At 68.2% G+C, this 26,623-nt stretch carries 25 protein-coding genes and 2 tRNA genes; 19 read left to right on the forward strand and 8 right to left on the reverse strand.

Annotated elements, in window-relative coordinates:
- The first annotated feature begins 236 nt into the window (after positions 1 to 236).
- From ettA to ACXMYJ_RS25115, 4 genes are all read left to right on the forward strand, one after another.
- Complete coding sequence (gene ettA / locus ACXMYJ_RS25100; RefSeq protein ID WP_260754359.1) at positions 237 to 1,913, forward strand: energy-dependent translational throttle protein EttA; 1,677 nt, start codon at positions 237 to 239, stop codon at positions 1,911 to 1,913.
- A 115-nt stretch (positions 1,914 to 2,028) separates the two neighbouring features.
- Complete coding sequence (locus ACXMYJ_RS25105; RefSeq protein WP_460359155.1) at positions 2,029 to 6,924, forward strand: NAD-glutamate dehydrogenase; 4,896 nt, start codon at positions 2,029 to 2,031, stop codon at positions 6,922 to 6,924.
- Positions 6,921 to 7,340, forward strand: a complete 420-nt coding sequence (locus tag ACXMYJ_RS25110) for an acyl-CoA thioesterase (protein ID WP_260754356.1) — start codon at positions 6,921 to 6,923, stop codon at positions 7,338 to 7,340. The genes ACXMYJ_RS25105 and ACXMYJ_RS25110 overlap by 4 nt, the downstream gene beginning before the upstream one ends.
- Positions 7,337 to 8,017 carry a hypothetical protein gene (locus ACXMYJ_RS25115; protein ID WP_460359156.1) on the forward strand — a complete coding sequence of 227 codons (681 nt, stop codon included), beginning with the start codon at positions 7,337 to 7,339 and terminating at the stop codon, positions 8,015 to 8,017. The genes ACXMYJ_RS25110 and ACXMYJ_RS25115 overlap by 4 nt, the downstream gene beginning before the upstream one ends.
- A 37-nt stretch (positions 8,018 to 8,054) precedes the next feature.
- Here the strand turns inward: ACXMYJ_RS25115 and ACXMYJ_RS25120 are convergent, their stop codons facing one another.
- A complete protein-coding gene (locus ACXMYJ_RS25120; protein WP_260754351.1) occupies positions 8,055 to 8,456 on the reverse strand; it encodes a globin in 402 nt (133 codons plus the stop codon).
- Between the two features lie 152 nt (positions 8,457 to 8,608).
- On the opposite strand from ACXMYJ_RS25120, the gene ACXMYJ_RS25125 reads away from it, so the two are divergent.
- From ACXMYJ_RS25125 to ACXMYJ_RS25135, 3 genes are read left to right on the forward strand one after another with little or no spacing between them, the layout of a single operon-like run.
- A complete protein-coding gene (locus tag ACXMYJ_RS25125) occupies positions 8,609 to 9,274 on the forward strand; it encodes an HNH endonuclease (protein ID WP_260754348.1) in 666 nt (221 codons plus the stop codon).
- A gap of 25 nt (positions 9,275 to 9,299) precedes the next feature.
- Positions 9,300 to 9,530, forward strand: coding sequence for an aa3-type cytochrome oxidase subunit CtaJ (gene ctaJ, locus ACXMYJ_RS25130; RefSeq protein ID WP_260754346.1), 231 nt, complete (start codon positions 9,300 to 9,302; stop codon positions 9,528 to 9,530).
- On the forward strand, positions 9,517 to 9,993 hold the full coding sequence (locus ACXMYJ_RS25135; protein ID WP_260754345.1) for a DUF5130 domain-containing protein: 477 nt from the start codon (positions 9,517 to 9,519) through the stop codon (positions 9,991 to 9,993). Before ctaJ ends, ACXMYJ_RS25135 begins: the two co-directional genes overlap by 14 nt.
- A gap of 18 nt (positions 9,994 to 10,011) precedes the next feature.
- Here the strand turns inward: ACXMYJ_RS25135 and ACXMYJ_RS25140 are convergent, their stop codons facing one another.
- Positions 10,012 to 10,449 (reverse strand): HNH endonuclease, encoded by a 438-nt coding sequence (locus ACXMYJ_RS25140; RefSeq protein WP_443189162.1) that lies wholly within the window; start codon positions 10,447 to 10,449, stop codon positions 10,012 to 10,014.
- A 59-nt stretch (positions 10,450 to 10,508) separates the two neighbouring features.
- Complete coding sequence (pepN, locus tag ACXMYJ_RS25145) at positions 10,509 to 13,097, reverse strand: aminopeptidase N (protein WP_460359157.1); 2,589 nt, start codon at positions 13,095 to 13,097, stop codon at positions 10,509 to 10,511.
- A 100-nt stretch (positions 13,098 to 13,197) separates the two neighbouring features.
- Here pepN and ACXMYJ_RS25150 point away from each other — a divergent pair, with 100 nt between their 5' ends.
- The 6 genes from ACXMYJ_RS25150 to ACXMYJ_RS25175 all read left to right on the forward strand — a co-directional run bounded on the left by ACXMYJ_RS25150 (position 13,198) and on the right by ACXMYJ_RS25175 (position 18,477).
- A complete protein-coding gene (locus tag ACXMYJ_RS25150; RefSeq protein ID WP_396884588.1) occupies positions 13,198 to 13,818 on the forward strand; it encodes a mycothiol-dependent nitroreductase Rv2466c family protein in 621 nt (206 codons plus the stop codon).
- 162 nt (positions 13,819 to 13,980) lie between these two features.
- A complete protein-coding gene (locus ACXMYJ_RS25155; RefSeq protein ID WP_443189168.1) occupies positions 13,981 to 14,406 on the forward strand; it encodes a nucleoside deaminase in 426 nt (141 codons plus the stop codon).
- 23 nt (positions 14,407 to 14,429) lie between these two features.
- A complete protein-coding gene (locus ACXMYJ_RS25160; RefSeq protein WP_460359158.1) occupies positions 14,430 to 15,389 on the forward strand; it encodes an isopenicillin N synthase family dioxygenase in 960 nt (319 codons plus the stop codon).
- Between the two features lie 75 nt (positions 15,390 to 15,464).
- A complete protein-coding gene (locus tag ACXMYJ_RS25165) occupies positions 15,465 to 15,938 on the forward strand; it encodes a ribose-5-phosphate isomerase (protein ID WP_443189165.1) in 474 nt (157 codons plus the stop codon).
- Positions 15,939 to 15,941: 3 nt separating this feature from the next.
- Positions 15,942 to 16,748, forward strand: coding sequence for an Fpg/Nei family DNA glycosylase (locus ACXMYJ_RS25170; protein WP_460359159.1), 807 nt, complete (start codon positions 15,942 to 15,944; stop codon positions 16,746 to 16,748).
- Positions 16,749 to 16,797: 49 nt separating this feature from the next.
- Positions 16,798 to 18,477 carry a cation:proton antiporter gene (locus ACXMYJ_RS25175; RefSeq protein WP_260754336.1) on the forward strand — a complete coding sequence of 560 codons (1,680 nt, stop codon included), beginning with the start codon at positions 16,798 to 16,800 and terminating at the stop codon, positions 18,475 to 18,477.
- Here ACXMYJ_RS25175 and ACXMYJ_RS25180 read toward each other — a convergent pair.
- From ACXMYJ_RS25180 to ACXMYJ_RS25190, 3 genes are all read right to left on the reverse strand, one after another.
- On the reverse strand, positions 18,474 to 19,277 hold the full coding sequence (locus ACXMYJ_RS25180) for a DUF1542 domain-containing protein (protein WP_443189502.1): 804 nt from the start codon (positions 19,275 to 19,277) through the stop codon (positions 18,474 to 18,476). The two genes, ACXMYJ_RS25175 and ACXMYJ_RS25180, sit on opposite strands and share 4 nt — an antisense overlap.
- Positions 19,278 to 19,577: 300 nt before the next feature.
- A complete protein-coding gene (locus ACXMYJ_RS25185) occupies positions 19,578 to 20,378 on the reverse strand; it encodes an MBL fold metallo-hydrolase (RefSeq protein WP_460359160.1) in 801 nt (266 codons plus the stop codon).
- Between the two features lie 12 nt (positions 20,379 to 20,390).
- Positions 20,391 to 21,116, reverse strand: a complete 726-nt coding sequence (locus ACXMYJ_RS25190; protein ID WP_460359161.1) for a Crp/Fnr family transcriptional regulator — start codon at positions 21,114 to 21,116, stop codon at positions 20,391 to 20,393.
- 246 nt (positions 21,117 to 21,362) lie between these two features.
- Here ACXMYJ_RS25190 and ACXMYJ_RS25195 point away from each other — a divergent pair, with 246 nt between their 5' ends.
- Positions 21,363 to 22,136, forward strand: coding sequence for a DUF2267 domain-containing protein (locus ACXMYJ_RS25195; protein WP_443189505.1), 774 nt, complete (start codon positions 21,363 to 21,365; stop codon positions 22,134 to 22,136).
- A 135-nt stretch (positions 22,137 to 22,271) separates the two neighbouring features.
- On the opposite strand, the gene ACXMYJ_RS25200 is transcribed toward ACXMYJ_RS25195, so the two are convergent.
- Positions 22,272 to 22,345 (reverse strand) — tRNA-Gly (locus ACXMYJ_RS25200).
- 135 nt (positions 22,346 to 22,480) lie between these two features.
- Here ACXMYJ_RS25200 and ACXMYJ_RS25205 point away from each other — a divergent pair.
- From ACXMYJ_RS25205 to clpP2, 4 genes are all read left to right on the forward strand, one after another.
- Positions 22,481 to 22,557: transfer RNA gene (locus tag ACXMYJ_RS25205), tRNA-Pro, on the forward strand.
- 57 nt (positions 22,558 to 22,614) lie between these two features.
- The gene (gene tig / locus ACXMYJ_RS25210; protein ID WP_260754300.1) at positions 22,615 to 24,045 is read left to right on the forward strand and encodes a trigger factor; all 1,431 of its coding nucleotides are present in this window, start codon (positions 22,615 to 22,617) and stop codon (positions 24,043 to 24,045) included.
- Between the two features lie 54 nt (positions 24,046 to 24,099).
- Positions 24,100 to 24,771, forward strand: coding sequence for an ATP-dependent Clp protease proteolytic subunit (locus ACXMYJ_RS25215; RefSeq protein ID WP_396884586.1), 672 nt, complete (start codon positions 24,100 to 24,102; stop codon positions 24,769 to 24,771).
- Positions 24,768 to 25,439 (forward strand): ATP-dependent CLP protease proteolytic subunit ClpP2, encoded by a 672-nt coding sequence (clpP2, locus tag ACXMYJ_RS25220; RefSeq protein ID WP_260754298.1) that lies wholly within the window; start codon positions 24,768 to 24,770, stop codon positions 25,437 to 25,439. Before ACXMYJ_RS25215 ends, clpP2 begins: the two co-directional genes overlap by 4 nt.
- 142 nt (positions 25,440 to 25,581) lie before the next feature.
- Here clpP2 and ACXMYJ_RS25225 read toward each other — a convergent pair whose 3' ends face one another.
- Positions 25,582 to 26,025, reverse strand: coding sequence for a TIGR03618 family F420-dependent PPOX class oxidoreductase (locus tag ACXMYJ_RS25225; protein ID WP_260754295.1), 444 nt, complete (start codon positions 26,023 to 26,025; stop codon positions 25,582 to 25,584).
- A gap of 162 nt (positions 26,026 to 26,187) precedes the next feature.
- Between ACXMYJ_RS25225 and ACXMYJ_RS25230 the strand changes: the two genes are divergently transcribed.
- The gene (locus ACXMYJ_RS25230) at positions 26,188 to 26,493 is read left to right on the forward strand and encodes a hypothetical protein (RefSeq protein WP_460359162.1); all 306 of its coding nucleotides are present in this window, start codon (positions 26,188 to 26,190) and stop codon (positions 26,491 to 26,493) included.
- The last annotated feature ends 130 nt before the right edge of the window (positions 26,494 to 26,623 follow it).

Genomic DNA, 26,623 nt, shown 5'->3' on the forward strand with positions numbered 1-26,623 from the left:
TCGGATTGCCACGCCCCAAACGGCGGGGCAATCCCGAATCTGTCGGCCTGCCTGTGACTTCACACACGCGCCGACGAGCGCTTGAGACGCCCCGCCCCATCAACCCACTAATTCAGCAGACTCCTAGCGGCCAACGCCGCCGCTGCGGCCACGCCTAGGATGGGGCCCGACTATCGCGCAGTCCGAGATGATCCCGCCCAGCGAGTACCGGGATCGAGAAAGGCACATCGAAGGCAATGGCCGAATTCATCTACACGATGCGGAAGGTCCGCAAGGCGCACGGCGACAAGGTCATCCTTGACGACGTCACGCTGAACTTCCTTCCGGGCGCGAAGATCGGCGTCGTCGGACCCAACGGGGCCGGTAAGTCGAGCGTCTTGCGGATCATGGCCGGCTTGGACCAGCCCAACAACGGCGATGCGTACCTGGCTCCCGGCGCGAGCGTCGGCATCCTGATGCAGGAGCCCAAGCTCGACGAGACCAAGACCGTCCGCGAGAACGTCGAGGACGGCGTGGCCATCAAGGCCAAGCTCAACCGGTACAACGAGGTGGCCGAACTGATGGCCACCGACTACACCGACGAGCTGATGGACGAGATGGGCAAGCTTCAGGAGGAGCTCGACGCCGCCGACGCCTGGGACATCGACAGCCAGCTCGAGCAGGCGATGGACGCGCTGCGCTGCCCGCCGCCCGACGAGCCGGTCACCCACCTTTCCGGTGGTGAACGGCGCCGCGTGGCGCTGTGCAAGCTGCTGCTGTCCAAGCCCGACCTGCTGCTGCTCGACGAGCCCACCAACCACCTGGACGCGGAGAGCGTGCTGTGGCTGGAGCAGCACCTGGCCAGCTACAAGGGCGCCATCCTGGCCGTCACCCACGACCGGTACTTCCTGGACAACGTCGCCGAGTGGATCCTCGAACTCGACCGGGGCCGGGCCTACCCGTACGAGGGCAACTATTCGACCTACCTGGAGAAGAAGGCAGAGCGGCTGGAGGTCCAGGGCAAGAAGGACCAGAAGCTGCAGAAGCGGCTCAAGGACGAGCTGGCCTGGGTCCGTTCGGGCGCCAAGGCCCGGCAGGCCAAGAACAAGGCCCGTCTGCAGCGGTATGAGGAGATGGCCGCGGAGGCCGAGAAGACGCGCAAGCTCGACTTCGAGGAGATCCAGATCCCGACGCCGCCCCGGCTGGGCAACGTCGTGGTCGAGGTCGACCACCTCGACAAGGGTTTCAGCGGTCGCCCGCTGATCAAGGACCTGTCGTTCACGCTGCCGCGCAACGGCATCGTCGGTGTGATCGGCCCCAACGGTGTCGGCAAGACCACGTTGTTCAAGACAATCGTCGGTCTCGAACAACCCGACAGCGGCACCGTGAAGGTCGGTGACACCGTGAAGCTGAGCTACGTCGACCAGAGCCGCGCGGGCATCGACCCGAACAAGACCGTCTGGCAGGTCGTCTCCGACGGGCTGGATTACATCGAGGTCGGCCAGAACGAGATCCCGTCGCGGGCCTACGTATCGGCGTTCGGGTTCAAGGGTCCGGATCAGCAGAAGCCGGCCGGGGTGCTTTCCGGAGGCGAGCGCAACCGGCTGAACCTGGCGCTGACCCTCAAAGAGGGCGGCAACCTGATTCTGCTCGACGAGCCCACCAACGATCTCGATGTGGAGACGTTGAGTTCGCTGGAGAACGCGCTGGAGAACTTCCCGGGCTGCGCCGTGGTGATCTCCCACGACCGCTGGTTCCTGGATCGCACCTGCACGCACATTCTCGCGTGGGAAGGTGACGACGACGACAACGAGGCCAAGTGGTTCTGGTTCGAGGGCAACTTCGGCGCCTACGAGGAGAACAAGATCGAACGGCTGGGCGCCGAGGCGGCCCGTCCTCATCGGGTCACCCACAGGAAGCTGACTCGGGGATAGTCTCGTCGTGCGGACCAGGTAACCGGGTGCGGACGCGAGGAGCAACACCAACCGAGCCCACGGCACCCGGTTACAGCCAACGGCGGCTGGTGCGCGTGCGAGTCAGGAGCGGCGAATGTCGTTGAATCCAGGTGCAATCAACAGTTCGGCCGGCCAGGGCGACCCGGTGGTCCCGGCTGAGGTCATCGATCGGTTGCTCCCTTGCTACCTGGCGACCTACCGCGGCCCGCACGGCGGTGCCCCCGGCGCCGAAGGGGCCGTCACGGGTCCGCTACGGCGTCCGGGTGCCGACACGCTCGCCGGTCCGGCGCTGGTCGCGGCGCAATACCGGCTCGGTGCCCAACGGTCGCCCGGCGCCACCCGCGTCGCCGTCCACGCCGCGGACGCCGAGGGTGGGTTCGGGCCCGCGCTGCAGGTGGTCACCGACAACGCGAGCATGCTGATGGACTCGATCACGGTGCTGCTGCACCGCATCGGGGTCGCCTACACCGCGATCATGTACCCGGTGTTCCGGGTCCGCCGGGGCAGCGGTGGCGAATTGCTGGACATCGTGCCGTCATCGGAGGCGACGTTCGGCGACGGAGTGGACGAGGTGTGGGTCCACGTGCAGCTCGCCGGCTCGGTCGACCGGCGGGCGCTGGCCGAGGCCGAGGAACTGCTGCCCGGCGTGCTCGCCGACGCCAGGCAGGTAGCGCGTGATTCCTCCGACATGGTCGCGGCGCTGCGCGTGCTCGCCGCCGAGCTGGACGGTGACTCCGGACGGCGGTTCCCGAGCCCCGACCGCAAGGATGTGGCGGCGTTGTTGCGCTGGCTGGCCGACGGGCATTTCGTGCTGCTGGGCTACCAACGCTGCCCGGTCAGAGACGGGGAGGCCACCGTCGACGCCTCCAGCCGACTAGGGGTGCTGCGGCTGCGCCAGGACGTGTTGCCGCCGCTGACCAACAAGGACGAACTGCTGACGCTGGCGCAGGCCACCATCCCGAGCTTCCTGCGCTACGGCGCGTATCCGCAGCTCGTGGTGGTGCGCGAGCAGTCCGCCGACAATGGTGCCGACGACACCGCGGCCATCGAGCACCGGTTCATCGGAATGTTCACGGTCGCGGCGATGAACGCCAACGTGTTGGAGATCCCGCTGGTGTCCCGGCGGGTCAACGACGCGCTGGCGATGGCCCATCGTGACCCCGGTAATCCGGGACAGCTTCTGCTCGACATCATCCAGACCATCCCGCGTGCGGAACTGTTCGCCCTCACCGCCCGAGGTCTGCTCGACATGGCGATGGCGGTGGTGGATCTGGGATCGAGGCGTCGCACGCTGCTGTTCCTGCGCGTGGACCCGCTCGCCCACTTCGTGTCGTGTCTGGTGTACCTGCCGCGCGATCGGTACACCACCGCCGTGCGGCTGGACATGCAGGACATCCTGGTGCGCGAGCTCGGGGGCGTCAGCATCGACTACGCCGCCAGGGTCAGCGAGTCACCCTGGGCTGTCGTGCATTTCACCGTGCGGCTACCCGAGGGCACCCGACAGCAGGACGTCGACGTCTCCGAGGCCAACGAGTCGCGGATCCAGGACCTGCTCACCGAGGCGGCCCGCACGTGGGGCGACCGGCTGATGGGGGCTGTCGCCGCCGGTTCCGAGGTCGATCACGCGACTGCGGAGCACTACGCGTCGGCGTTCTCCGAGGTGTACAAGCAAGCGGTCGAGCCCACCCACGCGCTCGCCGACATCGCGATCATCGAAGAGCTGCAGGATGATTCGGTCAAGTTGGTACTGACCGACGGCGACGACAGCACCGAACCCGGGGTGTCCCACCTGAACTGGTATCTCGGCGGGCGGTCGGCCTCGCTGAGCCGTCTGCTGCCGATGCTGCAGTCGATGGGTGTGGTCGTGCTCGAAGAGCGGCCGTTCACGGTGACCCGGCCCGACGGTCTGCCGGTCTGGATCTACCAGTTCAAGGTGAGGCCGCACCGTGGTGTCCCCGAAGCCCCGTCGGGGGAGCAGCGCGAGGCCTACGCGCAGCGATTCGCCGACGCCGTCACCGCCATCTGGCACGGCCATGCCGAGATCGACCGGTTCAACGAGCTGGTGCTGCGCGCGGGGCTCACCTGGCGGCAGGTGTCGGTGCTGCGCGCGTACGCCAAATACCTCAAACAGGCCGGGTTCGCCTACAGCCAGGGCCATGTCGAATCGGTGCTCAACGACAACGCAGGCACCGCCCGTTCGCTCATCGAGCTCTTCGAGGCGCTGTTCCGCCCCGTCGAGCAGAACTCGGGCGGGGCCAACCGCGACGCGCAGGCCGCCGCCGCGGCCGTCGCCGCCGACATCGACGCCCTGGTCAGCCTCGACACCGACCGCGTGCTGCGGGCGTTCGCGTCGATGATCCAGGCCACCCTGCGCACGAACTACTTCATCACGCGTGCGGAGTCGGCGCGTGCGCAGAACGTGTTGTCGTTCAAGGTGAATCCCGAACTCATCGACGAATTACCCTTGCCCCGGCCGAAATTCGAGATCTTCGTGTACTCACCCCGGGTCGAGGGTGTGCACCTGCGGTTCGGGTACGTCGCCCGCGGCGGGCTGCGCTGGTCGGACCGCCGCGAGGACTTCCGCACCGAGATCCTCGGTCTGGTGAAGGCCCAGGCGGTGAAGAACGCCGTCATCGTGCCGGTCGGCGCCAAGGGCGGTTTCGTCGTCAAACACCCGCCGGCGCCCACCGGTGAGGCCGCTGCCGACCGCGAGGCCACCCGGGACGAGGGAGTGGCCTGCTACCGGCTGTTCATCGCCGGCCTGCTGGACATCACCGACAACGTCGACAAAATCAGCGGTGACATCGTCGCGCCCTCCGATGTCGTCCGCCGTGACGGTGACGACGCGTACCTCGTCGTCGCGGCCGACAAGGGCACCGCCACGTTCTCCGACATCGCCAACGACGTCGCGAAATCCTACGGCTTCTGGCTGGGGGACGCCTTCGCCTCGGGTGGTTCGGTCGGCTACGACCACAAGGCGATGGGCATCACCGCCAGGGGAGCCTGGGAATCGGTCAAGCGCCACTTCCGTGAGATGGGCGTGGACACCCAGTCCGAGGACTTCACCGTCGTCGGCGTCGGCGACATGAGCGGCGACGTGTTCGGCAACGGGATGTTGCTGTCCAAGCACATCCGGCTGCTGGCCGCGTTCGACCACCGGCACATCTTCATCGATCCGGACCCCGACGCCGCGTCGTCGTGGGAGGAGCGCAAGCGCCTGTTCGACCTGCCGCGGTCCAGCTGGGACGACTACGACAAGTCGCTGATCAGCGAGGGTGGCGGCGTGTACAGCCGGCAGCAGAAGTCGATCACGATCAGCCCGCAGGCGCGGGCCGCGCTCGGACTCGGCGACGACGCCACTGAGCTCACTCCGCCGGCGCTGATGAAGGCGATCCTCAAGGCGCCGGCAGATCTGCTGTGGAACGGCGGTATCGGCACCTACATCAAGGCCGAGACCGAAGCCGACGCCGACGTCGGCGACCGTGCCAACGATGCGGTGCGCGTCAACGGCAATCAGGTGCGCGCCAAGGTGATCGGTGAAGGGGGCAACCTCGGCGTGACCCCGCTGGGTCGCACGGAGTTCGACCTGTGTGGCGGGCGCATCAACACCGACGCGCTGGACAACTCCGCGGGCGTGGACTGTTCTGACCACGAGGTCAACATCAAGATCCTGATCGACTCGCTGGTCACCGCGGGGAAGGTCGCCGCGCAGGACCGCACCGACCTGCTGCTGTCGATGACCGACGAGGTGGGCCGACTCGTGTTGGCCGACAACGAGAGTCAGAACGACCTACTCGGCACCAGCAGAGCCAACGCGGCCAGCCTGCTGAACGTGCACGCCCGGATGATCAAGGACCTCGCCGCCGAACGGGGGCTGAACCGGGAGCTGGAGGCGCTGCCGTCGGAGAAGGAGATCCGGCGACGCACCGACGCCGGAATGGGATTGACCTCGCCGGAACTGGCGACGCTGATGGCCCACGTGAAATTGGCGCTGAAGGCCGACCTGCTCGACGGGGATTTGCCCGACCAGGAGGTGTTCGCCTCCCGGTTGCCGTCCTATTTCCCGGTCACGCTGCGCGACCAGTTCGGCCCCGAGATCCGGACCCACCAGCTGCGCCGCGAGATCGTCACCACCATGCTGGTCAACGACGTCGTCGACACGGCGGGCATCTCGTATGCCTACCGCGTCACCGAGGACGTCGGGGTGGCGCCCGTCGATGCGATCCGCAGCTTCGTCGCCGTCGACGCCATCTTCGGGGTCGGCCGGGTGTGGCGCCAGATCCGGGAGGCCGGTCTCAACGGCGCGTCGGTGGCGGTCACCGACAGGATGACGCTCGACCTGCGCCGGCTCATCGACCGCGCCGCGCGGTGGCTGCTGAACTACCGGCCGCAGCCGCTGGCCGTCGGCGCCGAGATCAACCGGTTCGCCGAGAAGGTCAGGGCTCTGACACCGTGGATGCCGGAGTGGCTGCGCGGGGATGACAAGGCGATCGTCGCCAAGGAGGCCGCTGAGTTCAGCTCACAGGGCGTCCCCGATGACGTCGCCTACATGGTGGCCTCGGGGCTGTACCAGTTCAGCCTGCTCGACGTGATCGACATCGCCGACATCGTCGACCGCGACGCGGCCGAGGTCGCCGACACCTATTTCGCGCTGATGGACCACCTCGGCACCGACGGGCTGCTGACCGCGGTGTCACGACTCTCCCGCAACGACCGGTGGCATTCGTTGGCGCGGTTGGCGATTCGCGACGACATCTACGGTTCGCTTCGGGCGCTGTGCTTCGATGTGCTGGCTGTGGGTGAGCCCGACGAGAGCGGCCCCGAGAAGATCGCCGAATGGGAGATGACCAACAGCTCGCGCATCAGCCGGGCCAGGCGCACTCTGGCCGAACTGTACGAGAGCGGTGAGCACGACCTGGCCACGTTGTCGGTCGCGGCGCGACAGATTCGAAGCATGACAAGGACGAGCGGAACAGGATCGAGTGGGTGACGGATCGACACGGCTTCACGGCGCCGGTGCACGTGCGGTGGTCGGACATCGACATGTACCAGCACATCAACCACGCCACCATGGTCACCATCCTTGAGGAAGCCAGAATCCCTTTCCTGCGTGAGCCTTTCGGCGACGAGATCACCACGATCGGGCTGCTGATCGCCGAGGTGAACATCTCCTACAAGGCGCAGCTGCGGCTGATCGACTCACCACTTCAGGTCACGATGTTCGCCAAACGGGTACGGGCGGTCGACTTCACGATCGGCTACGAGGTGCGCTCGGTAGGGGCGTCGCCCGAGTCACGTCCGGCGGTGGTCGCCGACACCCAGCTCGCGGCGGTGCACATCGAAGAGCAGCGGCTGCAACGGCTTTCCGAGGCGCAGCGCAAGTATCTGCGCGGCTGGATGCGATGACCGTCGCCGAGCGGGGACTGTGGCTGGCGCAGGCCGCGCAGCGGGAGGACCTGGCGCGGTTCGCCGAACGGGTGCTGCGGCTCGACGAGGCCGCCGTGATCCGGCTGCGCCGCCGCGACGCCGACGCCGTGGTCGCCTGGGCGCCGACCGGCTTCGATGTGCTCGCCGGCCGGGTCGTGGCGGGCCGGACCGCACCAGCCGACTTGTGCGCCAGCGCCGACGCGCTGCGGTGCGGCCTGGCCGCGGCCGCGGCCGACGGGTACGTCGACCCCGGTTTCGCGATGGACTCCGCCTGGTGCGGCGCGCTGCCGCCCGACACCGGCTTTGTCCATCTCGACGACGTACCCGCCCACGTCATGCTCGACCTGGCGCAGCGGGGGACCAGTCTGGCCAAGGAGCACTCGGGTGCGCACGGCCCGCCGCCGTCGCTGCTCGATCAGGAGGTCCTGGCGGTGTCGTCAACCCTGGGCAGTGCGGGGGTACCGATGCGTTGTGTGTTCGCACTGACGGCGATGGGATTCCTGCCGCAGGCCCCGGCGCGCGACCGGTTCGCCCCGGAGTCGGTCGGTGCCGATGAGGTGGTGCGGGTGCGGGCGACGGCGGCGTGGCTGCGCATCGATGCCCGGTTCGGCAGCGTGTACCGCCGCCGCGGCGACCCGGCGGTGGTGTTGAGCTGAGCCGGGCAGCCGGAACCCGCCAGGACGGCCGGATTCCTCAGAACGGCGAGTTGACCATCGAATCGGCGGCCATCTCCAGGTAACCGATCAGTTCCCGCCGGTGCGCGTCGTCGAGGGTGGCGGCGTCGATCTCGGCCACCGCGGTGTGCATGCAGCGCAACCAGGCGTCGCGTTCCAGATACCCGATCCGAAACGGTGCGTGGCGCATTCGCAACCGCGGGTGACCGCGCTGATCGGAGTAGGTGCGCGGCCCGCCCCAGTACTGCTCGAGGAACATGCGCAGGCGCTCCTCGGCGCCGTCGAGGTCGTCCTCGGGATATAACGGCCGCAGGATCTCGTCCTCGCGGACGAGTTGGTAGAACCGCGACACCAGGGTGCGGAACGTGTCGTGCCCGCCCACCGCGTCGTAGAACGACTGCTGCTTGCTCTGCGCGTCCATCTCCTCCATTGTGGGCCATCGCCGAGATCCGGCCGCGTCAGCACGGGTGGCGGCCGTCCGGTCACGCGATGTTCATCGACTGACCAGCGAACACCTGCAGAATTGCCGTGCGATCGGGCGGGATCCGTGGTGGACTGTCCGACGGAGGACGTATGGCGCAGCGTAAGAACGGACGCGGCCACCGGCATCACCGGGCCGCGGCGGGCTCATCCGGGTCGACATCGGTCGCTGCCTCGCGCGCCCTGCACAGCGTCGCCCCCGCCGCCGACATCTCCCACCACGCGCCCCATGACGCGTCGCTGTGGGGTCGCCGGCGGGTGCTGCTGCTGAACTCGACCTACGAGCCTCTCACCGCCCTACCGCTGCGCCGGGCGGTGGTCATGTTGATGTGCGACAAGGCCGACGTCGTCCACGACGATCCGGTGGGCCCGGTCATCCACTCGGCGACGCGCTCGATCGTCATCCCGACGGTGATCCGGCTGCGCACCTACGTGCGGGTGCCCTACCGGGCTCGCATCCCGATGACCCGGGCGGCGCTGATGCACCGCGATCGCTTCCGCTGCGCGTACTGCGGCGCGAAGGCCGACACCGTCGACCATGTGATTCCGCGTAGCCGCGGCGGCGCACATTCCTGGGAGAACTGCGTGGCGGCATGCTCAGCGTGCAACCACCGCAAAGCCGACCGCCTGCTCAGCGAGCTGGGCTGGGCGCTGCACACCACGCCGCTGCCGCCCAAGGGACAGCACTGGCGGCTGCTGTCCAGCGTCAAGGAACTCCACCCGGCCTGGGTCAGATACCTGGGTGAGGGAGCGGCCTGAACGGGCCGTGGGATACGGTTTGCGCGTGAACTCAACAGCTCTTGCGCATGCAAGCTTCGTAGTGGTCCCGCTGGCGCTGGCCGGGCTTCTGTCGCTGTTCATCTTCACCAAGAAGGGCCCGCATGCCGCGACGTTCGACATGTCCGAGAAGTGGACACACGAGCCCATCTTGTGGGCGGCCGAGGAACCGGCGGACCACGGCCACGGCCACGGTTCGCACCTGACGATCGGAGGTGGCGCAAGTGGCAAGTGGTGAAGTGACCAGGGCGGGCGCGCTCGAGGTAGCTGAACTGCCGTACGGGTCGGCCATCACCGCCAGTGGACGGATCTCGGCGGTCACCGAGCCCGGCGCCCTGTCGGTGCAGTACCCGTTCCCGACCAAGGACCTGGTGGTCCTCGACAACGCGCTGAAGTTCGGGTCGCGTGCGGCCAAGGCGCGGTTCGCCGTGTACATCGGCGACCTGGGCGCCGACACAGCGGCCACCGCCCGCGAGATCCTCGCCCGGGTGCCCACCCCGAACAACGCCGTGCTGCTCGCGGTCTCCCCGGATCAGCGGGCCATCGAGGTCGTCTACGGCTCGGAGGTCAGGGGCCGCGGCATCGAGGAGGCCGCTCCGCTCGGGGTGTCCGCAGCCGCCGCATCGTTCAAAGAGGGCAACCTGATCGACGGCCTGATCAGCGCTGTCCGCGTGCTCTCGGCCGGGGTCTCGCCCCGCTGACGTTTCGCGAAACCGCCCTTACGGTAGGTGCCGGGTCTCGGTAGCTACCGTGAGGGCGGTTTCGTGATGAGCCGACAGAAGCTCGGAACGGATCCGCACGTAGCGTTCGAGGAACAGTCGTTCGTCGAGCCGTTTGCGCCGCAGCCAGCCGGTCACCTCGTCGTTGCATTTGCTGGCGTTGCACGCCGCGCAGGCCGGCACCACGTTGTCCAGGGTGTAGCGGCCCCCGCGCGAGATGGCCATGACGCAGTCGCGCTGCATCGTGCCCGTGGTCTTGCCGCAGTAGGCGCAGCCGTCCCACGCCGCCTTGATCGCTTCCCACTGCGCGTCGGTGAGGTCGTTGACGACGGCGGCGACTCGGCGCTTGCGACGGCGCGCTGCGCGCGCCCGCCGACTGTTGTTCACCACCACCCCACGAGCATGAGGCGCGAGCGTGCGCGAACTCGGCTGCGCCATCGGCGTGTCGGCTGCAGACTCGCACGCTCGCGCCAGAACCAGCGTGCGTGTCGAGGCAGTCAGCTCACGTCGAACCGGCGGGCCTTCAGTGAACGTTCGACGCCGGCGCGGCCTTCCAGAACGAGCCGGCGCAGCGCCGGCGGCACCTCAGGATCGGACAGGAACCGGTCGGCGGCGTCCAGCGCGTCCTGGCTGATCTCCCACGACGGGTACAGCCCGACCACCACGGTCTGCGCCACCTCACTGGATCGGCGTTGCCAGACTCCGGAGATCGCCCCGAAGTACCGCTCCCGGAACGGCGCCAGCACCTCGCCCTGGCCGGGCTGGACGAAACCGCCGATGATCGCGCGCGCGGTGATGTTGGCCAGCGTGTCGTCCTCGACGACCTGTTCCCACGCCGCATCCTTGACCGCCGCTTGGGGCCGCGCCGCCGACGCCGCCGCGGCCTGGCGGCGTCCGGCCGCCGTGGGGTCGTTGGCGGCTTCGGCGTCGATGAACGGCGTCTGCGGACCGTCGGCGTCGATCACGCCGGCACGCGCCAGCGCGGTCACCACGCGCCACCGCAGATCGGTGTCGAGCACCAGGCCGGCCAGATTGACCGCGGCGGGCTCGTTGTCGAGCAGGGTGGACAGCACCGCGACGTGGTTCGGGGACAGCACCGACGTGCACAGCGCGTTGACGAACGCGAGCTGATGGTCCGACCCCGGTGCGGATTCGCGGGCGAGGTCCAGCAGCGCATCCCCGAACGCCGGCCAGCCGTTCTCGGCCGCCCAGGCCGGGTCGGCGTAGGAACCCAGCGCCGTCTGCGCCTGCAACAGCAGGCGCTGCGCGACGCCGACCTCGGACTCGGCGTGCAGTCCGCTGATCACCAGCGCGACGAAGTCGCGGGCCCGCAGTTCGGCGTCACGGGTCATCTCCCACGCCGCCGACCAGGCCAGGGTGCGGGGGAGCGGATCGGCGATGTCGGCGATGCGGGTCAGCACCGTCTGCAGCGATTCGGGGTCCAGCCGCGCTGAGCAGTACGTCAGGTCGTCGTCGTTGACCAGGATCAGCTTGCCCCGCGAAACACCCTGCAGTGCAGGCACTTCGGTGGTCGCGTCCTCGACGTCGAGCTCCTCGCGGTGCACCCGGACCAGCTTGCCGAAGGCGTCGTCGTCGTAGATGCCGACCGCGAGCCGGTGCACGCGGGTCTCCCCGGCACCCGGTTTGGCGCCGCCCTGAGCGATCGCGAACCGGGTGAACGTGCCGTCGGCGTCGACGTCGAACTCCGGGCGAAGCGTGTTGAGCCCGGTGGTCTTCAGCCACTGCCTGCCCCAGCCCGACAGGTCGCGTCCCGACGACTTCTCCAACGCGCCGAGCAGGTCGCCGAACGTCGCGTTGCCGAACGCGTGGTCGCGGAAGTAGTCGCGCAACCCGGCCAGGAACGCGTCGAGCCCGACATAGGCGACGAGCTGCTTGAGCACGCTGGCGCCCTTGGCGTAGGTGATGCCGTCGAAGTTGACCTCCACGGCGTGCAGGTCCGGGATGTCGGCGGCCACCGGATGGGTCGAGGGCAGCTGGTCCTGTCGGTAGGCCCAGGACTTCTCCACGTTGGCGAACGTCGTCCAGGCTTGCGTGTACTCGGTGGCCTCGGCCTGGCAGAGCACCGACGCGAACGTCGCGAAGGACTCATTGAGCCACAGGTCGTCCCACCACCGCATGGTGACCAGGTCGCCGAACCACATGTGGGCCATCTCGTGCAGCACGGTCTCTGCTCTGCGCTCGTAGGACGCGCGGGTGACCTTGCTGCGGAACACGTAGTCCTCCAGGAAGGTCACCGCCCCGGCGTTCTCCATCGCGCCGGCGTTGAACTCCGGGACGAACAGCTGGTCGTATTTGCCGAACGCGTACGGGACGCCGAAGTTCTTGTGGTAGAAGCCGAATCCCTGCTTGGTCTCGGTGAACAGCCGCTCGGCGTCCATGTAATCGGCCAGCGACCTGCGGCAGAAGATGCCCAGCGGGATGTCCCCGTGGTCGTCGGAATATTGGTCGTCCCAGCGGGCGTAGGGTCCGGCGATGAGCGCCACCAGGTAGGTGCTCATCCGGGGCGTGGCCCTGAACGTGTGACGTTTGGCGCCGGAGTCGAGGTCCTCGACGGCGGCGGTGGCGCCGTTGGAGATCACTTCCCAGTGCGCGGGCGCGACGACGGTGACGTCGAAAGCGGCCTTCAGATCGGGCTGATCGAAACACGCGAACATCCGCTTGGCATCGGCGGTTTCGAACTGTGAATACAGGTACACCTCGTCATCGACCGGGTCCACGAAACGGTGCAATCCCTCCCCGGTGTTCGAGTAGCTGCAGTCCGCATCGACGGTGAGCACATTGTGCTTGGCGAGTCCCGTCAGTGGTATCCCGGTGGACTCGTCATATCCGGAAACGTCGATATCGGAGCCGTTGAGCGTGGCGCTGCGCACTGTCGCGGCGGCAAGGTCGATGAAGGTGTCGGCGCCGGGGAGGGCCTCGAACTCGACTGTCGTCACCGACCGGAAGGTGCGCTCTCCGGGCTTGTCCGCACCGTCGGTCAGATCGAGGTCGATGCGATAGCTGTCGACGGTCACCAATGCGGCGCGCTCGGCGGCCTGGTCGCGAGTCAGATTAGGAAGTGCCACGCTCGACAACACTAGCCTCATCCGGGGAAGACGGGACGCGCGTCGCGGGTTGTGCTCAACGGACGTCCGTCACAGCTGTATGCAGAAGAGAGGACCGCACATGTCAGAGAAGTCTCGTGCCGATTTCTGGTTCGACCCGCTGTGCCCGTGGGCCTGGATCACATCCCGCTGGGTGCTGGAGGTCGAGAAGGTGCGCGACATCGACATCAACTTCCATGTGATGAGCCTGGCCGTGCTCAACGAGGGCAAGGAGGTGCCCGAGGAGTACCGCGAGGCGATGCAGAAGGCCTGGGGGCCCGTGCGGGTCGCGATCGCCGCGGAGCAGGCCAAGGGCCCAGAGATCCTCAGCCCGCTGTACACCGCGATGGGCACCCGTATCCACAATCTGGGCTACCGGGATTCCGACCCGGACTTCGCCCGGGTCATCGCGGAATCGCTTGACGAAGTCGGACTGCCCGCCGAACTCGCCGAGGCCGCCACGTCGACGTTCTACGACCAGGCGCTGCGCGAGAGCCACCACGCCGGCATGGACGCCGTGGGACCGGACGTCGGCACCCCGACCATCCACGTCAACGGCGTCGCGTTCTTCGGTCCGGTGCTCTCGCGCATCCCGCGCGGTGAAGAAGCCGGCAAGCTGTGGGATGCGTCGGTGATCTTCGCCGCCTATCCGCACTTCTGGGAACTCAAGCGCACCCGAACTGAGAGGCCTGAGTTCGACTGACCCCGCCGCTTTGTTTCGGCTCTGTTGCGTCCGGTTGCGGACCGGCGCCGGCGGGGTGACCGTATAGCGGTGTTTGCGGCTGAACCGACCACCCCGAGCCGCATACTTGGTGCCGTGCCGAACCAGGATCAGCGCCCACACGGTGTGCTCACCGCCCAGCAAATGCTCGACGTCGCCGTAGCCGAAGCGCGAAAAGGCTTGGCCGAAGGCGGTATACCGATCGGCGCCGCGCTGTTCTCGGTGGACGGAACCCTGCTGGGCGCCGGTCACAACCGGCGGGTGCAATCAGACGACCCGTCCATCCACGCCGAGACCGACGCGTTCCGCAACGCGGGCCGGCAGCGCGGGTACCGCCGGACAATCATGGTGACCACACTGTCGCCGTGCTGGTACTGCTGCGGTTTGGTGCGCCAGTTCAACATCGGCGCCGTCGTGATCGGGGAGAGCCGGACCTTCACCGGCGGGCACGACTGGCTCGCCGAGAACGGCGTGGACGTCACGATCGTCGACGACCAACGCTGCGTGACCATGATGCGGGACTTCGTCGCGGCCAACCCGGAGCTGTGGGCCGAGGACATCGGCGAATGAGCACGCGAGGAGCGGAACAGCAGATGAGTGTCATTGCCACACTGGATCTCTCGTGCTGGCGGGCCGGCGGGCCGGCTGCCGATGACGTCGCCGCCGAGCTCGACGCGAGCCTGCAGCGGGCGGGCTTCATTCTGGTACGCGGTCACGGCGTCGACCCGTCGCTGGCGCGGGACGTGCGTGTCGCGGCTCGCGAGTTCTTCGCGTTGCCGCCCGAGGCGAAGGCGCGGTACTCGGTGCCGGTCGGCGGCCGCGGCTGGATCGGGCCGGGCGCGGAGGCCAACGGCTACGCGGAGGGAACCGAGACGCCGCCGGATCTGAAGGAGAGCTTCAGTGTCGGCGCGGACTCCGCGACCGGTGACGCGGAGGTCGACCGCGTCTGGTTCGCGCCGAACGTCTGGCCCGCCGAGGTGCCGGCACTGCATGGGTTGGTCGCCGAGTACACCGCGCAGATGCGGCGCCTGGCCGATGAGCTGCTGGCGCTGTGCGCCCACGCGCTGAAGATGACGGTGAATCCGTTCGCCGAGCTGGCCAGCACGCCGACCTGGACGATGAACATCAACCATTACCCGCCGGCGAGCGTGGTCGGCGAGCCCGAACCCGGTCAGTTCCGCATCGGGCCGCACACCGACTTCGGCACCGTGACGATTCTCGACCGTGAGCCCGGCGCCGGCGGTCTGCAGGTGTACTCCGACGAGGCCGGCTGGGAGGACGCTCCCTACGATCCGAACGCGCTGACGGTGAACATCGGTGACCTGCTGGAGTATTGGAGCGGGCGGCGCTGGCTCTCCGGCCGGCACCGGGTACTGCCGCCGCAGCCGCACGCCCCCGAAGAGGACCTGGTGTCGTTGATCTACTTCTACGAGGCCAACCACGACGCGCTCGTCGCTCCGCTGGCGCCGCCGGTCGGCCGGGTGTCCGGACTGGAACCGGTGACGGCGGCGGACTTCATCAGGGAACGACTCGACGCCATCACCGTCGGCTGAGCCGACCGTCGGGCTGGAGTCGGCTGAGCCGACAGTCGGGCTGGAGCGGCATAACCGGGAGGTAGGGTGTCCGCCATGCGCGTCTACCTCGGGGCCGACCACGCCGGATACGAACTCAAGCAGGCCATCGTCGCGCACCTCAAAGCGGCCGGGCACGAGCCCGTGGACTGCGGCGCGTTCACCTACGACGCCGACGACGACTACCCGGCGTTCTGTATCGCTGCGGCCGAGAAGACGGTGGCCGACCCGGGCAGCCTCGGCATCGTGCTCGGCGGGTCCGGTAACGGTGAGCAGATTGCGGCGAACAAGGTTCCCGGCGCGCGCTGTGCGCTGGCGTGGAGCACCGAGACCGCGGCGCTGGCCCGCGAGCACAACAACGCCCAACTGATCGGCATCGGCGGCCGGATGCACTCGACCGAAGAAGCGCTCGCGATCGTCGACGCGTTCCTGGCCACGGCCTGGTCGGAGGCCCCGCGGCACCAGCGCCGCATCGACATGCTTGCCGAGTACGAGAAGACACACGTCGCACCGCCGGTGCCCGGCGAGTAGCCGATGCCCGAGGGACACACGCTGCACCGCTTGGCGCGGCAGCACCAGCGTCGGTTCGGCCGCGCGCCGGTGATCGTGTCCAGCCCTCAGGGCCGCTTCGCCGACGGCGCCGCCGCGGTCAACGGCCGGGTGTTCAAGAAGGCGAGCGCCTGGGGCAAGCATCTGTTCCACCACTACGAGGGCGGACGCGTCGTGCACGTCCACCTCGGCCTCTACGGCGCCTTCACCGAGTGGCCGGTGCCCGACGACCGGACCCAGCCGTTACCGGTGGGGCAGGTACGCATGCGGATGCTCGGTGCGGAGTGCGGCACCGACCTGCGCGGTCCGACGGTGTGTGAAGTGATCGAGGAACCCGAGGTTGCCGACGTGGTGGCCAGGCTCGGTCCCGACCCGCTGCGCCCGGACGCCGACCCCGCCCTGGCGTGGCGTCGAATCAGTAAGTCGCGCAGGCCGATCGGGGCGTTATTGATGGATCAGGGGGTGATCGCCGGGGTCGGCAACGTCTACCGTAGCGAGCTGTTGTTCCGGCACCGCATCGACCCGTTCCGGCCCGGCACGACCATCACGGCCGACGAGTTCGCCGACGTGTGGACCGATCTCGTCGCGCTGATGAAGGTCGGGGTGCGGCGCGGCAAAATCGTCGTGGTGCGCCCTGAGCACGACCACGGCGCACCGTCCTACCGGGAGGGCCGCCCGCGCACCTACGTCTACCGACGGGCCGGTGAGCCGTGCCGAGTGTGCGCGACCCCGGTGCGCACCGTCGAGCTCGAAGGCCGCAACCTGTTCTGGTGCCCCACCTGTCAGGCGTAGCGGCGCGCCTCGGCGGGCGATCCCGCGAGTCAGCCGGGAGAATCTGCGCGTGGAACTGATCCTGGTTGTGGTGGGTGCGATCGTGGTGACCGCGATGGCGCACCGGCGCGGACTCGAACCCGCACTCATCATCGTCGTGGTCGGCATCGCGGTGTCGTTCGTACCCGGATTCGAAGCGCCCGAACTGGACTCGCACATCCTGCTGACCGTGGTGCTGCCGCCGCTGCTGTACTCCGCGGCGCTGAACTTCTCGTTCCCGAGCTTCCTGCGCAACATCAAGCCGATTCTCGGTCTGGGCGTCGGACTGGTCGTCGTGACCGCGTTCACGGTCGCGGCGGTGTCCTCCTGGCTGGTGGTGGTCCCGCTGACGTTCGCGACCGCGCTCGTGCTCGGCGCGGTGGTCGCGCCGCCCGACGCCGTCACTGCCGTCGCGGTCGGCCGCAAACTCGGTCTGCCCAAACGGGTGATGACGATCCTGACCGGGGAGAGCCTGATCAACGACGCGGCCGCGCTGGCGTTGTTCTCGGTGGCGGTCGCGCACGTCGCCGGCAGCCACACATTCATCGAGAACCCGCTGCTGCTTTTCGGCTACAGCGCTGTGGTCGGCCCGGCGGTCGGCGCGGCACTGGGATATGTGACGTTGTGGATCCGCCGGCGGCTGGCCAACCCCGCGCTGGAGACCGTGCAGGGTTTGATGGTGCCGTTCGCGGCGTTCATCGTGGCCGAGGAGATGCACGCCTCCGGCGTGCTCGCGGTGGTGGTCGCCGGTTTCATCGTCGGGTCCGGCACCGTGGACGCCGGCTACCAGACCCGGCTGCAGGAGCGGTACGTGTGGAATTCGGTGGACGTGCTGCTCGAGGCGTTCGTGTTCGCCTACATCGGTCTGCATCTGCGGTTCGTGCTCGAAGACCTGCGGGACGCCCACGAGTCGCTGGCGCAGGTCGCGGTCGCCTCGGGGGTGGTGTTGCTCATCGTGCTGGTGATCCGGCCGCTGTCGGTGTTCGCGATGTTCGGCAGGGGAGTGCTGGCACGCCAGGTGGAACGGCGGCTGAGCGTACCGATTCCCGACGGCGCCCGGGGAGCGTTGGGCTCCCGCCGCAAACAGCCGGCCAAGTGGCGGTCGCGGATCGACAACCGGCCGTTGAGCTGGCAGGAGAACGTCGTGGTGTCCTGGACGGGCATGCGCGGGGTGGTGACGCTGGCCGCGGCCGCAGCCATCCCGGCGACGACCGCCGCCGGTGAACCGTTCCCCGAGCGCGCCACGATTCAGGCCGTCGCGTTCGTGGTGAGCGTCGGCACGCTGTTGCTGCAAGGCTGGACGCTGCCGCTGCTGATCCGACGGCTCGACCTGTCGGTCGACGCCGACCAAACCTACACGCATGCTGAAACCGAGAAGGCCGAGCAGGTGGTGCACCGCGCCGCGGACGCGGTGCTCGCCGAGTTCCGTGCCAATCCGCCCGCCGGGCTCGACCCCCGGGTGCTCGCCGAGATCCGCGGCATCGTGGCGCGGCACTCGCAGGACGCCGACGAGATGCCGGACCCGGCAGCCAACACGTTGCGCGCCGAGGTGTTCGCCCAGCTCTACCGCGACGTGCTGGCTGCCCAACGCGCCGCTCTCATCGATGAGCGAGACGCCGGCCACATCGACGAGGAGGCGGTGCGGACCATGCTCGAACGGCTCGACCTGCAGGAGGCCGGGGTGTCGGCGCGGCTGGAGAGCCGGTTCTAGAAGTCGAACCCGCCGAAATCGCCCCCGCCCCAGTCGCCACCGCCCCAGTCGCCGCCACCACCGGAGTCCCAGCCACCCCCGCCCCAGTCGCCGCCTCCGGCGTCGCCGCCGTCGAGCTGGCCCTGATCGAGGCCGTCCTGGAACCCGTCGCCGTAGCCGCTCTCGAAGGCCTGCGCGTCGTATCCGACACCCGCCATGCCCGAGAACAGGCTGCTGAACAGCAGCGCCGACCCCAGACCCCAGGCGCCGGCCACCAACGCCGGCTTCCACCACGGCTCGGAGTACCAACCGGCCGGCACCGGTCGCCCAGCGACCCGGCCACCGGGGTAGTAGTTCGGGGTGCGCTGCGAGGGCGTCGGTGACGCCTCGATCTCGCGACCCTCGAACTGCACGCGGCGATCTTCGGTGACGGTGCCCGCGGTGCGCTGCCCGGCCAGGGATTCCAGCTCAGGGCCGGGATCCATCCCCATCGCCGTGCGCGCCGCACGCACGTAGTACAGACCCTCCATCGCGCTCTCCTTGGCCAACTCGGCCTGACGTGCGCTGGAGGCCTGGTCGATCTGCGACGACGCGGCCGTGTACCGCTCTGAGGCATCGGCCAGCGCCTGCTTGGAGGCGTCGTCGGTGCCCGTCAGCGCGAACACCTGCCCGCCGAGGCGCTCGATCACCCGACGGGCGTCGGCCTTCGCGTCGGCCAGCGTCGCGGCGTTCCGCTTCTGGGTCGACTTCGACGTCGCGTAGACGGCCAGCGCGATCGCCGCGACGACCAAGACGATGAGCACGAGCAGTACGCCATTCATGGCTCACAGCGTACCGACAGAATACGAACACTCCAGGTCGCAGACGGCGCGCGGGCAGTGTGCGGCGACGTCGACGCCGGGCCGGTTCGGCGGTGCGCCGAATACACACCGGACCTCACGACCGGCCGGGCGGCATCACCTGCCAGATGGACTGCGACCCGGAATGCGCGACCTCGGTGAAGCGGTCATGGAGTCCGTGCAGCAGCGACCTCACTTTGCTGCTTCCCGCGCTTTCCGGATCGGCGACGCCCTCCGGTGCGGATAACGCCCACGACGACACGAGGGCCCGTCGGGTTGCGGTCAGATCGATACGGTCTGGCCGCGCTCGATTTCGATCACCCGGCCGGCCATCCCCAGCTCGGCCATCGCCGCAGTGAAATCTGTTCGCGGCGAGGCGAATACGCCATAGTCGTCGAAGTGGACCGGTATCACCCGCGGCAGGTCCAGCCGCCTGACCATCTCGGCGCCCTGGCGGCCGTCCATCGTCACCGTCAACCCGAACGGTAACCGGTTCCCGGCTGGGAGTTTGGTGCCGCCGAGATGCAGCACCCCCGCGTCGACGGACTGGAACCGCACCGGGATCTCGTCGAGTTCGTCGATCAGCAGGGTGTCTCCGGACAGGTACAGATGCCGGGTCGTGCCGTCAGTCTCGAAGGTCAGCATCGTGCCCATCACCGGCGGCAGCAGGCGATTGATCGGGGTCGGTGCGTGCCGGCCGGGTAGTGAGGTGAACGTAAGCCGCTCAGAACCGTTGGCGATCACCGAGCTGTCCCACGTCGACAATCCCACCGCGTCGCCGAAACCGCGGTGCCGCAGGCGCTTTGCCGCGTCGTGGGTGGTGAAGACGGGTAGGTCATGGTCCAGGTGGCGTTCGGCGACGCGGTCCCAGTGGTCCCCGTGCATGTGTGAGAGAACGACCGCGTCCAGTGCGGGTAGCTGATCGACCTGCAGCGCCGGGGGTTTGAGCCGCTTGGACCACAACCCGTAGCCCAGGTAGGCGTGCTGGCCCTGGTGCAGGAAATTCGGGTCGGTCAGGATCGTGATCGAGCCGCAGCGGATCAGCGTGGTGGCGGTCCCTATGAACGTGACGTCGATGTTCATCACATTCCCGTGTCAGCGAAGCACGCTCGGTGCGGTGGCCCGGCCGGGACGGCGTGCCCCGTACATACGGACGGCCAGTGGTTCGGACTCCCGGATGAGGATGCTGTCGGCGCCGATGGTGATCCAACCGCGCTCGGCGAAGTGGCAGAGCGCCTTGTTCACCGATTCGCGGGAGGTACCCACCAGATGGGCGAATTGCTGTTGGGTCAGGTCCATCGGCACTCGCATCGCCCCGTCCTCTTGGACGCCGAACCGTTGCGCGAGTCCGAGCAGCTGTTTGGCGACCCGCGCGGTGACGTCGGCGTACACCGCGTCGGTGATGCTGCCGTGGGTCCTGCGCATCCGCCGGGCCAGCAGACGCAGGAACCCGTTGGCGATCTGCGGGTCCGCAAGGATGACGGACAGCGCCGTCCGGCGTCCCAGCGACAGCGCATGAATGTCGGTGACCGCGCTGGCGCACAAACCCCGGGGACCGGGATCGAACACCGACTCCTCGCCGAACACCTCGCCCGGTCCGAGCACGCTGAACGTGCATTCCCGGCCGTCGCGGCCGTCGAGCCCGATCCGGACCCGGCCGTGTCCGAGCAGGAACAACCGGTCGTCGGTGTCACGTTCGCGGAAGATGACGTCTCCGGCGGCCGCGTCGACTCTGAGCACGTCGCCCAAAGCGAGCAGGTCCGCCACCTCCCAGCCGGGGAAAAGTGAGCCCAGGCGGAAATCGGTCTCGACGAGCTTCATCGATCTCCCTCCGGAAGGCGGCGATGGCTGCGCGACGTGCTACCCGCCGGCGCGCGAAATACGCGCCGAAATCGGAACATTTCGCGACGCGGATCGGTGCGGTGTGAAGAGCGAAACACCGGCGGCTGCGGTGCGCGAGCACTAATTCGAAGGACCGCCAATTGAACCTGGCGTGGTGAGGGCGCCGCTCCGTTTCCGACCCGTGGGCACCGTGTGGTGGACGTGCCTTGCGGGTGACCGTGTGTTATGGAAAACGACCGCTTCTTCTCGATCATCGAACGCGAGGCCGGAGTCGACCGAGAGACCGCGCAGACGGTCGCGCGCTCAACGTTGGTGACGCTCGCGCAGCGGGTGACACCCGGCGCACTGCACAAAGTCCAGGTGCAGGCGCCCGAAGGCGTGCGGACGTGGCTGTCGCCCAAAGCGCCCCGCGAGCTGTTCGACGCGGACGAATTCGTGGCCAGGGTGGCCCAGCAAACGGGGACGGATGCCGACACAGCGCGCAGATACGCCCATGCTGCGCTGCTGGCGCTCAGCCGAGCGGTCAGCGCCGACGCCTGGGAAACCCTCATCCGCGAACTGCCCGCAGACTTCGCGCCGCTGCTGGCGGGCACCCGCCGTTCGGCAGTCCCGATGCCGGTCGACGAGTTCTTACAGTGGGTTGCGGACCGGGGCGGGTTCGACCGTGAAACCGCCGCGCGCGCAACGGAGGCCGTCCTCGAGACGCTCGCCGAGCGGATAGCCGGCGGCGAGGTGGACGATCTCACCAAGGAGCTGCCGCCGGAGTTCCGCCCCGTACTGGAGCGCGGGAAGAAGCTCGGCGGCGGACGCGCACACAAGATGCCGCTCGAGGAGTTCGTCCATCGGATCGCCGAACGCGAGGGCGTGCCTGACGACATCGCTCGCGCACACGCGCGCGCAGTGCTCAACACGGTCCGTGACGCCGTGGTGGCCAAGGAGTGGCACGACCTCAGCTCCGAGCTGCCGCGCTCCTATTTGCAGGACCTCGCCGAGCCGTGAACTGGCCGAACCTGGTTCTTGCGGGCGTTGAGGCCGGAGACGATCTTGCGGAAATCTAGACGACTCGTTTGGCCCTATCCGGGACAGCGCGAGCCGCCGAACGATTGTTCGACGGGATCGCCGCTGGTCCTCTGTTGGAGCGGGCGACGGGAATCGAACCCGCGTAGCTAGTTTGGAAGACTAGGGCTCTACCATTGAGCTACGCCCGCGTGTGCTGCACTTCGTGACAGTACCGGCAAATGGTACCGGGCCCGCCTAACTCAAATCCAATTGAGGCATCGGCGCGGCCAGGCCGTAGGATCGCCGGTGGTCTGATGCCGCGCGCAGGCGTGCGCAGCAGCGACCGGGGTGTAGCGCAGCTTGGTAGCGCATCCGCTTTGGGAGCGGAAGGCCGCAGGTTCAAATCCTGTCACCCCGACCAGCAGTGCCCCCCGACAGCACGACCACCCACAGTAGAAGCAATAAGAGGAGTACCAACGTGAAGAGCACCGTCGAGAAGTTGAGCCCCACCCGGGTTCGCATCAACGTGGAGGTGCCCTTCACAGAGCTCGAACCGGACATCGACCGCGCGTTCAAGCAGCTGGCCAAGCAGGTCCGGCTTCCCGGGTTCCGTCCCGGCAAGGCGCCGCGCAAGCTGCTCGAAGCCCGTGTCGGCCGCGGCGCTGTCCTGGAGCAGGTCGTCAACGACGCGCTGCCCGCCCGCTACAGCGAGGCCATCACCGCGGAGTCGCTGCAGCCGATCGGCCAGCCCGAGATCGAGGTGACCAAGCTCGAGGACAACGAGGAGCTGGTGTTCACCGCCGAGGTCGACGTCCGGCCCGAGATCGAACTGCCCGACCTTGAGGCGCTGAAGATCACCGTCGACCCGGTCACTGTCGCCGATGAGGACGTCGACGCCGAGATCGACTCGCTGCAGAAGCGCTTCGGGACCCTGACCGGGGTCGACCGGCCCGCCGAGGACGGCGACTTCGTCTCGATCGACCTGTCGGCGACCGTCGACGGCAAGGACGTTCCCGAGGCCCAGACCGAGGGGCTGTCCCATGAGATCGGCTCCGGGCAGCTGATCGAGGGTCTCGACGAGGCCATCATCGGGCTGAACGTCGACGAGTCCAAGACCTTCACCACCACGCTGGTCGCGGGGGAGCACGCCGGCCAGGAAGCCGAGGTCACCGTCACCCTGCGGTCGGTGAAGGTGCGGGAGCTGCCCGAGGTCGACGACGACTTCGCCCAACTGGCAAGCGAATTCGACACCGTCGACGAGCTGCGCGCCGACCTGAAGGAGAAGGTCAGCCGGATCAAGCGGGTCCAGCAGGCCGAGGCGATCCGCGACAAGGCCATCGAGGTGCTGCTCGAGCAGACCGAGATCCCGCTGCCCGAGGCCGTCGTGCAGGCCCAGGTCGACGACACGCTGCACAACGCGATCCACGGCCTCGACCATGACGAGGACAAGTTCGCCGAGACCCTCAAGGAGCAGGGCAGCAGCCGCGAGGAGTTCGACGCCGACAACCGGGCCAACGCCGAGAAGGCAATCAAGACCCAGCTGCTGATGGACGCCATCGCCGACAAGCTGGAGATCCAGGTGGGGCAGAACGACCTCACCGAGCGCCTGGTGCTGATGTCGCGCCAGTACGGTCTGGAGCCTCAGCAGCTGCTGCAGATGCTGCAGCAGAACAACCAGCTGCCCGCGATGTTCGCCGACGTGCGCCGCGGGCTGACCGTCGCGGCGGTCGTGCACGGCGCCACCGTCACCGACACCGACGGCACCGAGATCGACACCGCGGAGTTCTTCGGGCCTTCCGGTGAGCAGGCCGAGGCTGCCGGTGCGGATGACACGCAGGACGACGCGGACGCGTCCGGCGAGCCCGCCGCCGCCCCCGAATCCGATGAACAGGCCGACGACTCCAAGTGATGCTGTGAGCGAACGCGTGCCGTCTGGGGACTCCCCGTCGGCGCGGGTTCGTTAGTGTCGTTCGTAAGACCGGTCACCGCGTCGGAAGTAGACAAAGAAAGCAGGTATCCAGTCGTGACTGACATGCGTGGCGCCTCGTCGGGCCTCAACCTTGTCGACTCGGTGTATGAGCGGTTGCTGGCCGAGCGCATCATCTTCCTGGGCTCACAGGTCGACGATGACATCGCCAATCGGCTCTGCGCGCAGATCCTCCTGCTGTCGGCCGAGGATCCGACCAAGGACATCCACCTCTACATCAACTCGCCCGGTGGCTCCATCAGCGCCGGCATGGCGATCTACGACACCATGGTGCTGGCCCCGTGCGACGTGGCCACCTACGCGATGGGTATGGCCGCCTCGATGGGCGAGTTCCTGCTCGCCGCGGGCACCAAGGGCAAGCGCTACGCACTGCCGCACGCCCGCATCCTGATGCACCAGCCGCTCGGCGGGATCACCGGCGGCGCGGCGGACATCGCGATCCAGGCCGAGCAGTTCGCCAGCATCAAGAAAGAGATGTTCCGGCTGAACGCCGAGTTCACCGGACAGACCATCGAACGCATCGAGGCCGACTCCGATCGCGACCGCTGGTTCACCGCTCAGGAAGCCCTCGAGTATGGATTCGTCGACCACATCATCACCAGCGTGACCATCAACGGCGACGGACCGGGAGCAGGACTCGACAAATGACCGACAACACCCCTTCGTCTATCCACCCCGCCCTGGACCCACGCGTGCAACCGCAGGCCCGCTACATCCTGCCGTCGTTCATCGAGCACTCGAGCTTCGGCGTCAAGGAGTCCAACCCGTACAACAAGCTGTTCGAGGAACGCATCATCTTCCTCGGCGTGCAGGTCGACGACGCCTCGGCCAACGACATCATGGCCCAGCTGCTGGTCCTGGAGTCGCTGGATCCCGACCGCGACATCACCATGTACATCAACTCGCCCGGCGGTTCCTTCACCAGCCTGATGGCGATCTACGACACCATGCAGTACGTGCGTGCCGACATCCAGACGGTGTGCCTGGGCCAGGCCGCGTCCGCGGCGGCGGTGCTGCTGGCCGCCGGCACCCCGGGCAAGCGGATGGCGCTGCCCAACGCGCGGGTGCTGATCCACCAGCCCGCTCTCGGTGGGGTGATCCAGGGCCAGTTCTCCGACCTGGAGATCCAGGCCGCCGAGATCGAGCGGATGCGGACTTTGATGGAGGAGACCCTTTCGCGTCACACCGGCAAGCCCGCCGACGTGATCCGCAAGGACACCGACCGCGACAAGATCCTGACCGCGGAGGCGGCCAAGGATTACGGGATCATCGACACGGTGCTGGAGTACCGCAAGCTGTCGGCCCAGAAGGGCTGAGCGTTCCGCGAGTACTACCTGTTCGCAGCGCGTGGTGCGGGCTTCGAAAGAGGTGGCGCACTACGCGCTGCGGCGTTTCTGCCCGCTCGGCGGCAGCGTGTGACGCGCAATGTCCGTGCGGGCGCCGCACGTGTCGTCCTTCTCACCCGTTGCCGTAGATCCTGGTCGGGGTGACAAGCACGGCCGTGCGGCGCTGCTCGCGCATCGTGCGGTCGTAGGTGTCCCAGTCGTCGTGGGTTCCGCCCGCAGCAGTGAAGATGTCCCGCAGCAGCCGCGGAAGGGTGTCGCCGCTACCGAGCCACGGCTGCGGATCGTCCGGGCCGGCCAGTTCGGCCGTGCCCTCGACGGTGGCCCAGTGCCAACCGCGGCGGAACGTGACCGCGATCTGCGGCCGCGACCGCAGGTTCATCAGTTTCACGCGCCCGTAGGTGACGAATCCGAGGACCGGCTCGCCGGTCGCGGGATGCGGCAGCGGTCCGGCGTTGATCAGGGAGGCCTGGATCGTCTGGTCCGCGCGCACCGTCGCCACCACCGCCAGGCCGCTGTCGTCCCGGGCGAGTGCGAACGCGTCCTGAAGCGAGGTCATGCCCGCAGGGTACGTCGGGTCACGGTCTCACCGCGGGGCTGAGCGGTGGGCCCGCAGGCCGTTCACCGGAAAGGCACCGCCGTAACGTCTGCTCGTGTCAGGCTGATTATCAACGCAGACGTAAACGCATCGTGCGACCGCGTCCTGATCCAAGGAGTGTCCATGTCGGAGCGAATCAAGTCGGGCGCGGCGGTGGTCGCGTTCGTGGCGGCGGCGGGCGCGGGGCTGCTGATTCAGACCGCGACGGCCGTGGTCGCACAGGCGCAGGAGCCGGTGTGCCCGGCCGGGACCTACTGGGACGCCGCCACCGCGACTTGCATCGCGGTCAACGTGTACGTCAACCCGCCGAACCCGGTGATCGGCCCCGCGGGTCCGATCGGGGTTGGCGGCGTGGTCGGTCCGGTGGGTCCCGGTCCGGTCGGGCCGGGACCGGTGGGCCCGGGTCCGCTGGGGCCCGGACCCCGCTGACACCTAGGAGTCTGCTGAATTAATCCGGCGTGGTGGCGGGGTTTGTGGCTGGGTTCTCGAGATGATTAATGGATGCAGGGGCATTCTGAGGATCAGCGTGAGCTGTTGGATGCGGAGTCGGTTGCCGGGC

Source organism: Mycobacterium sp. ZZG, assembly GCF_054786995.1.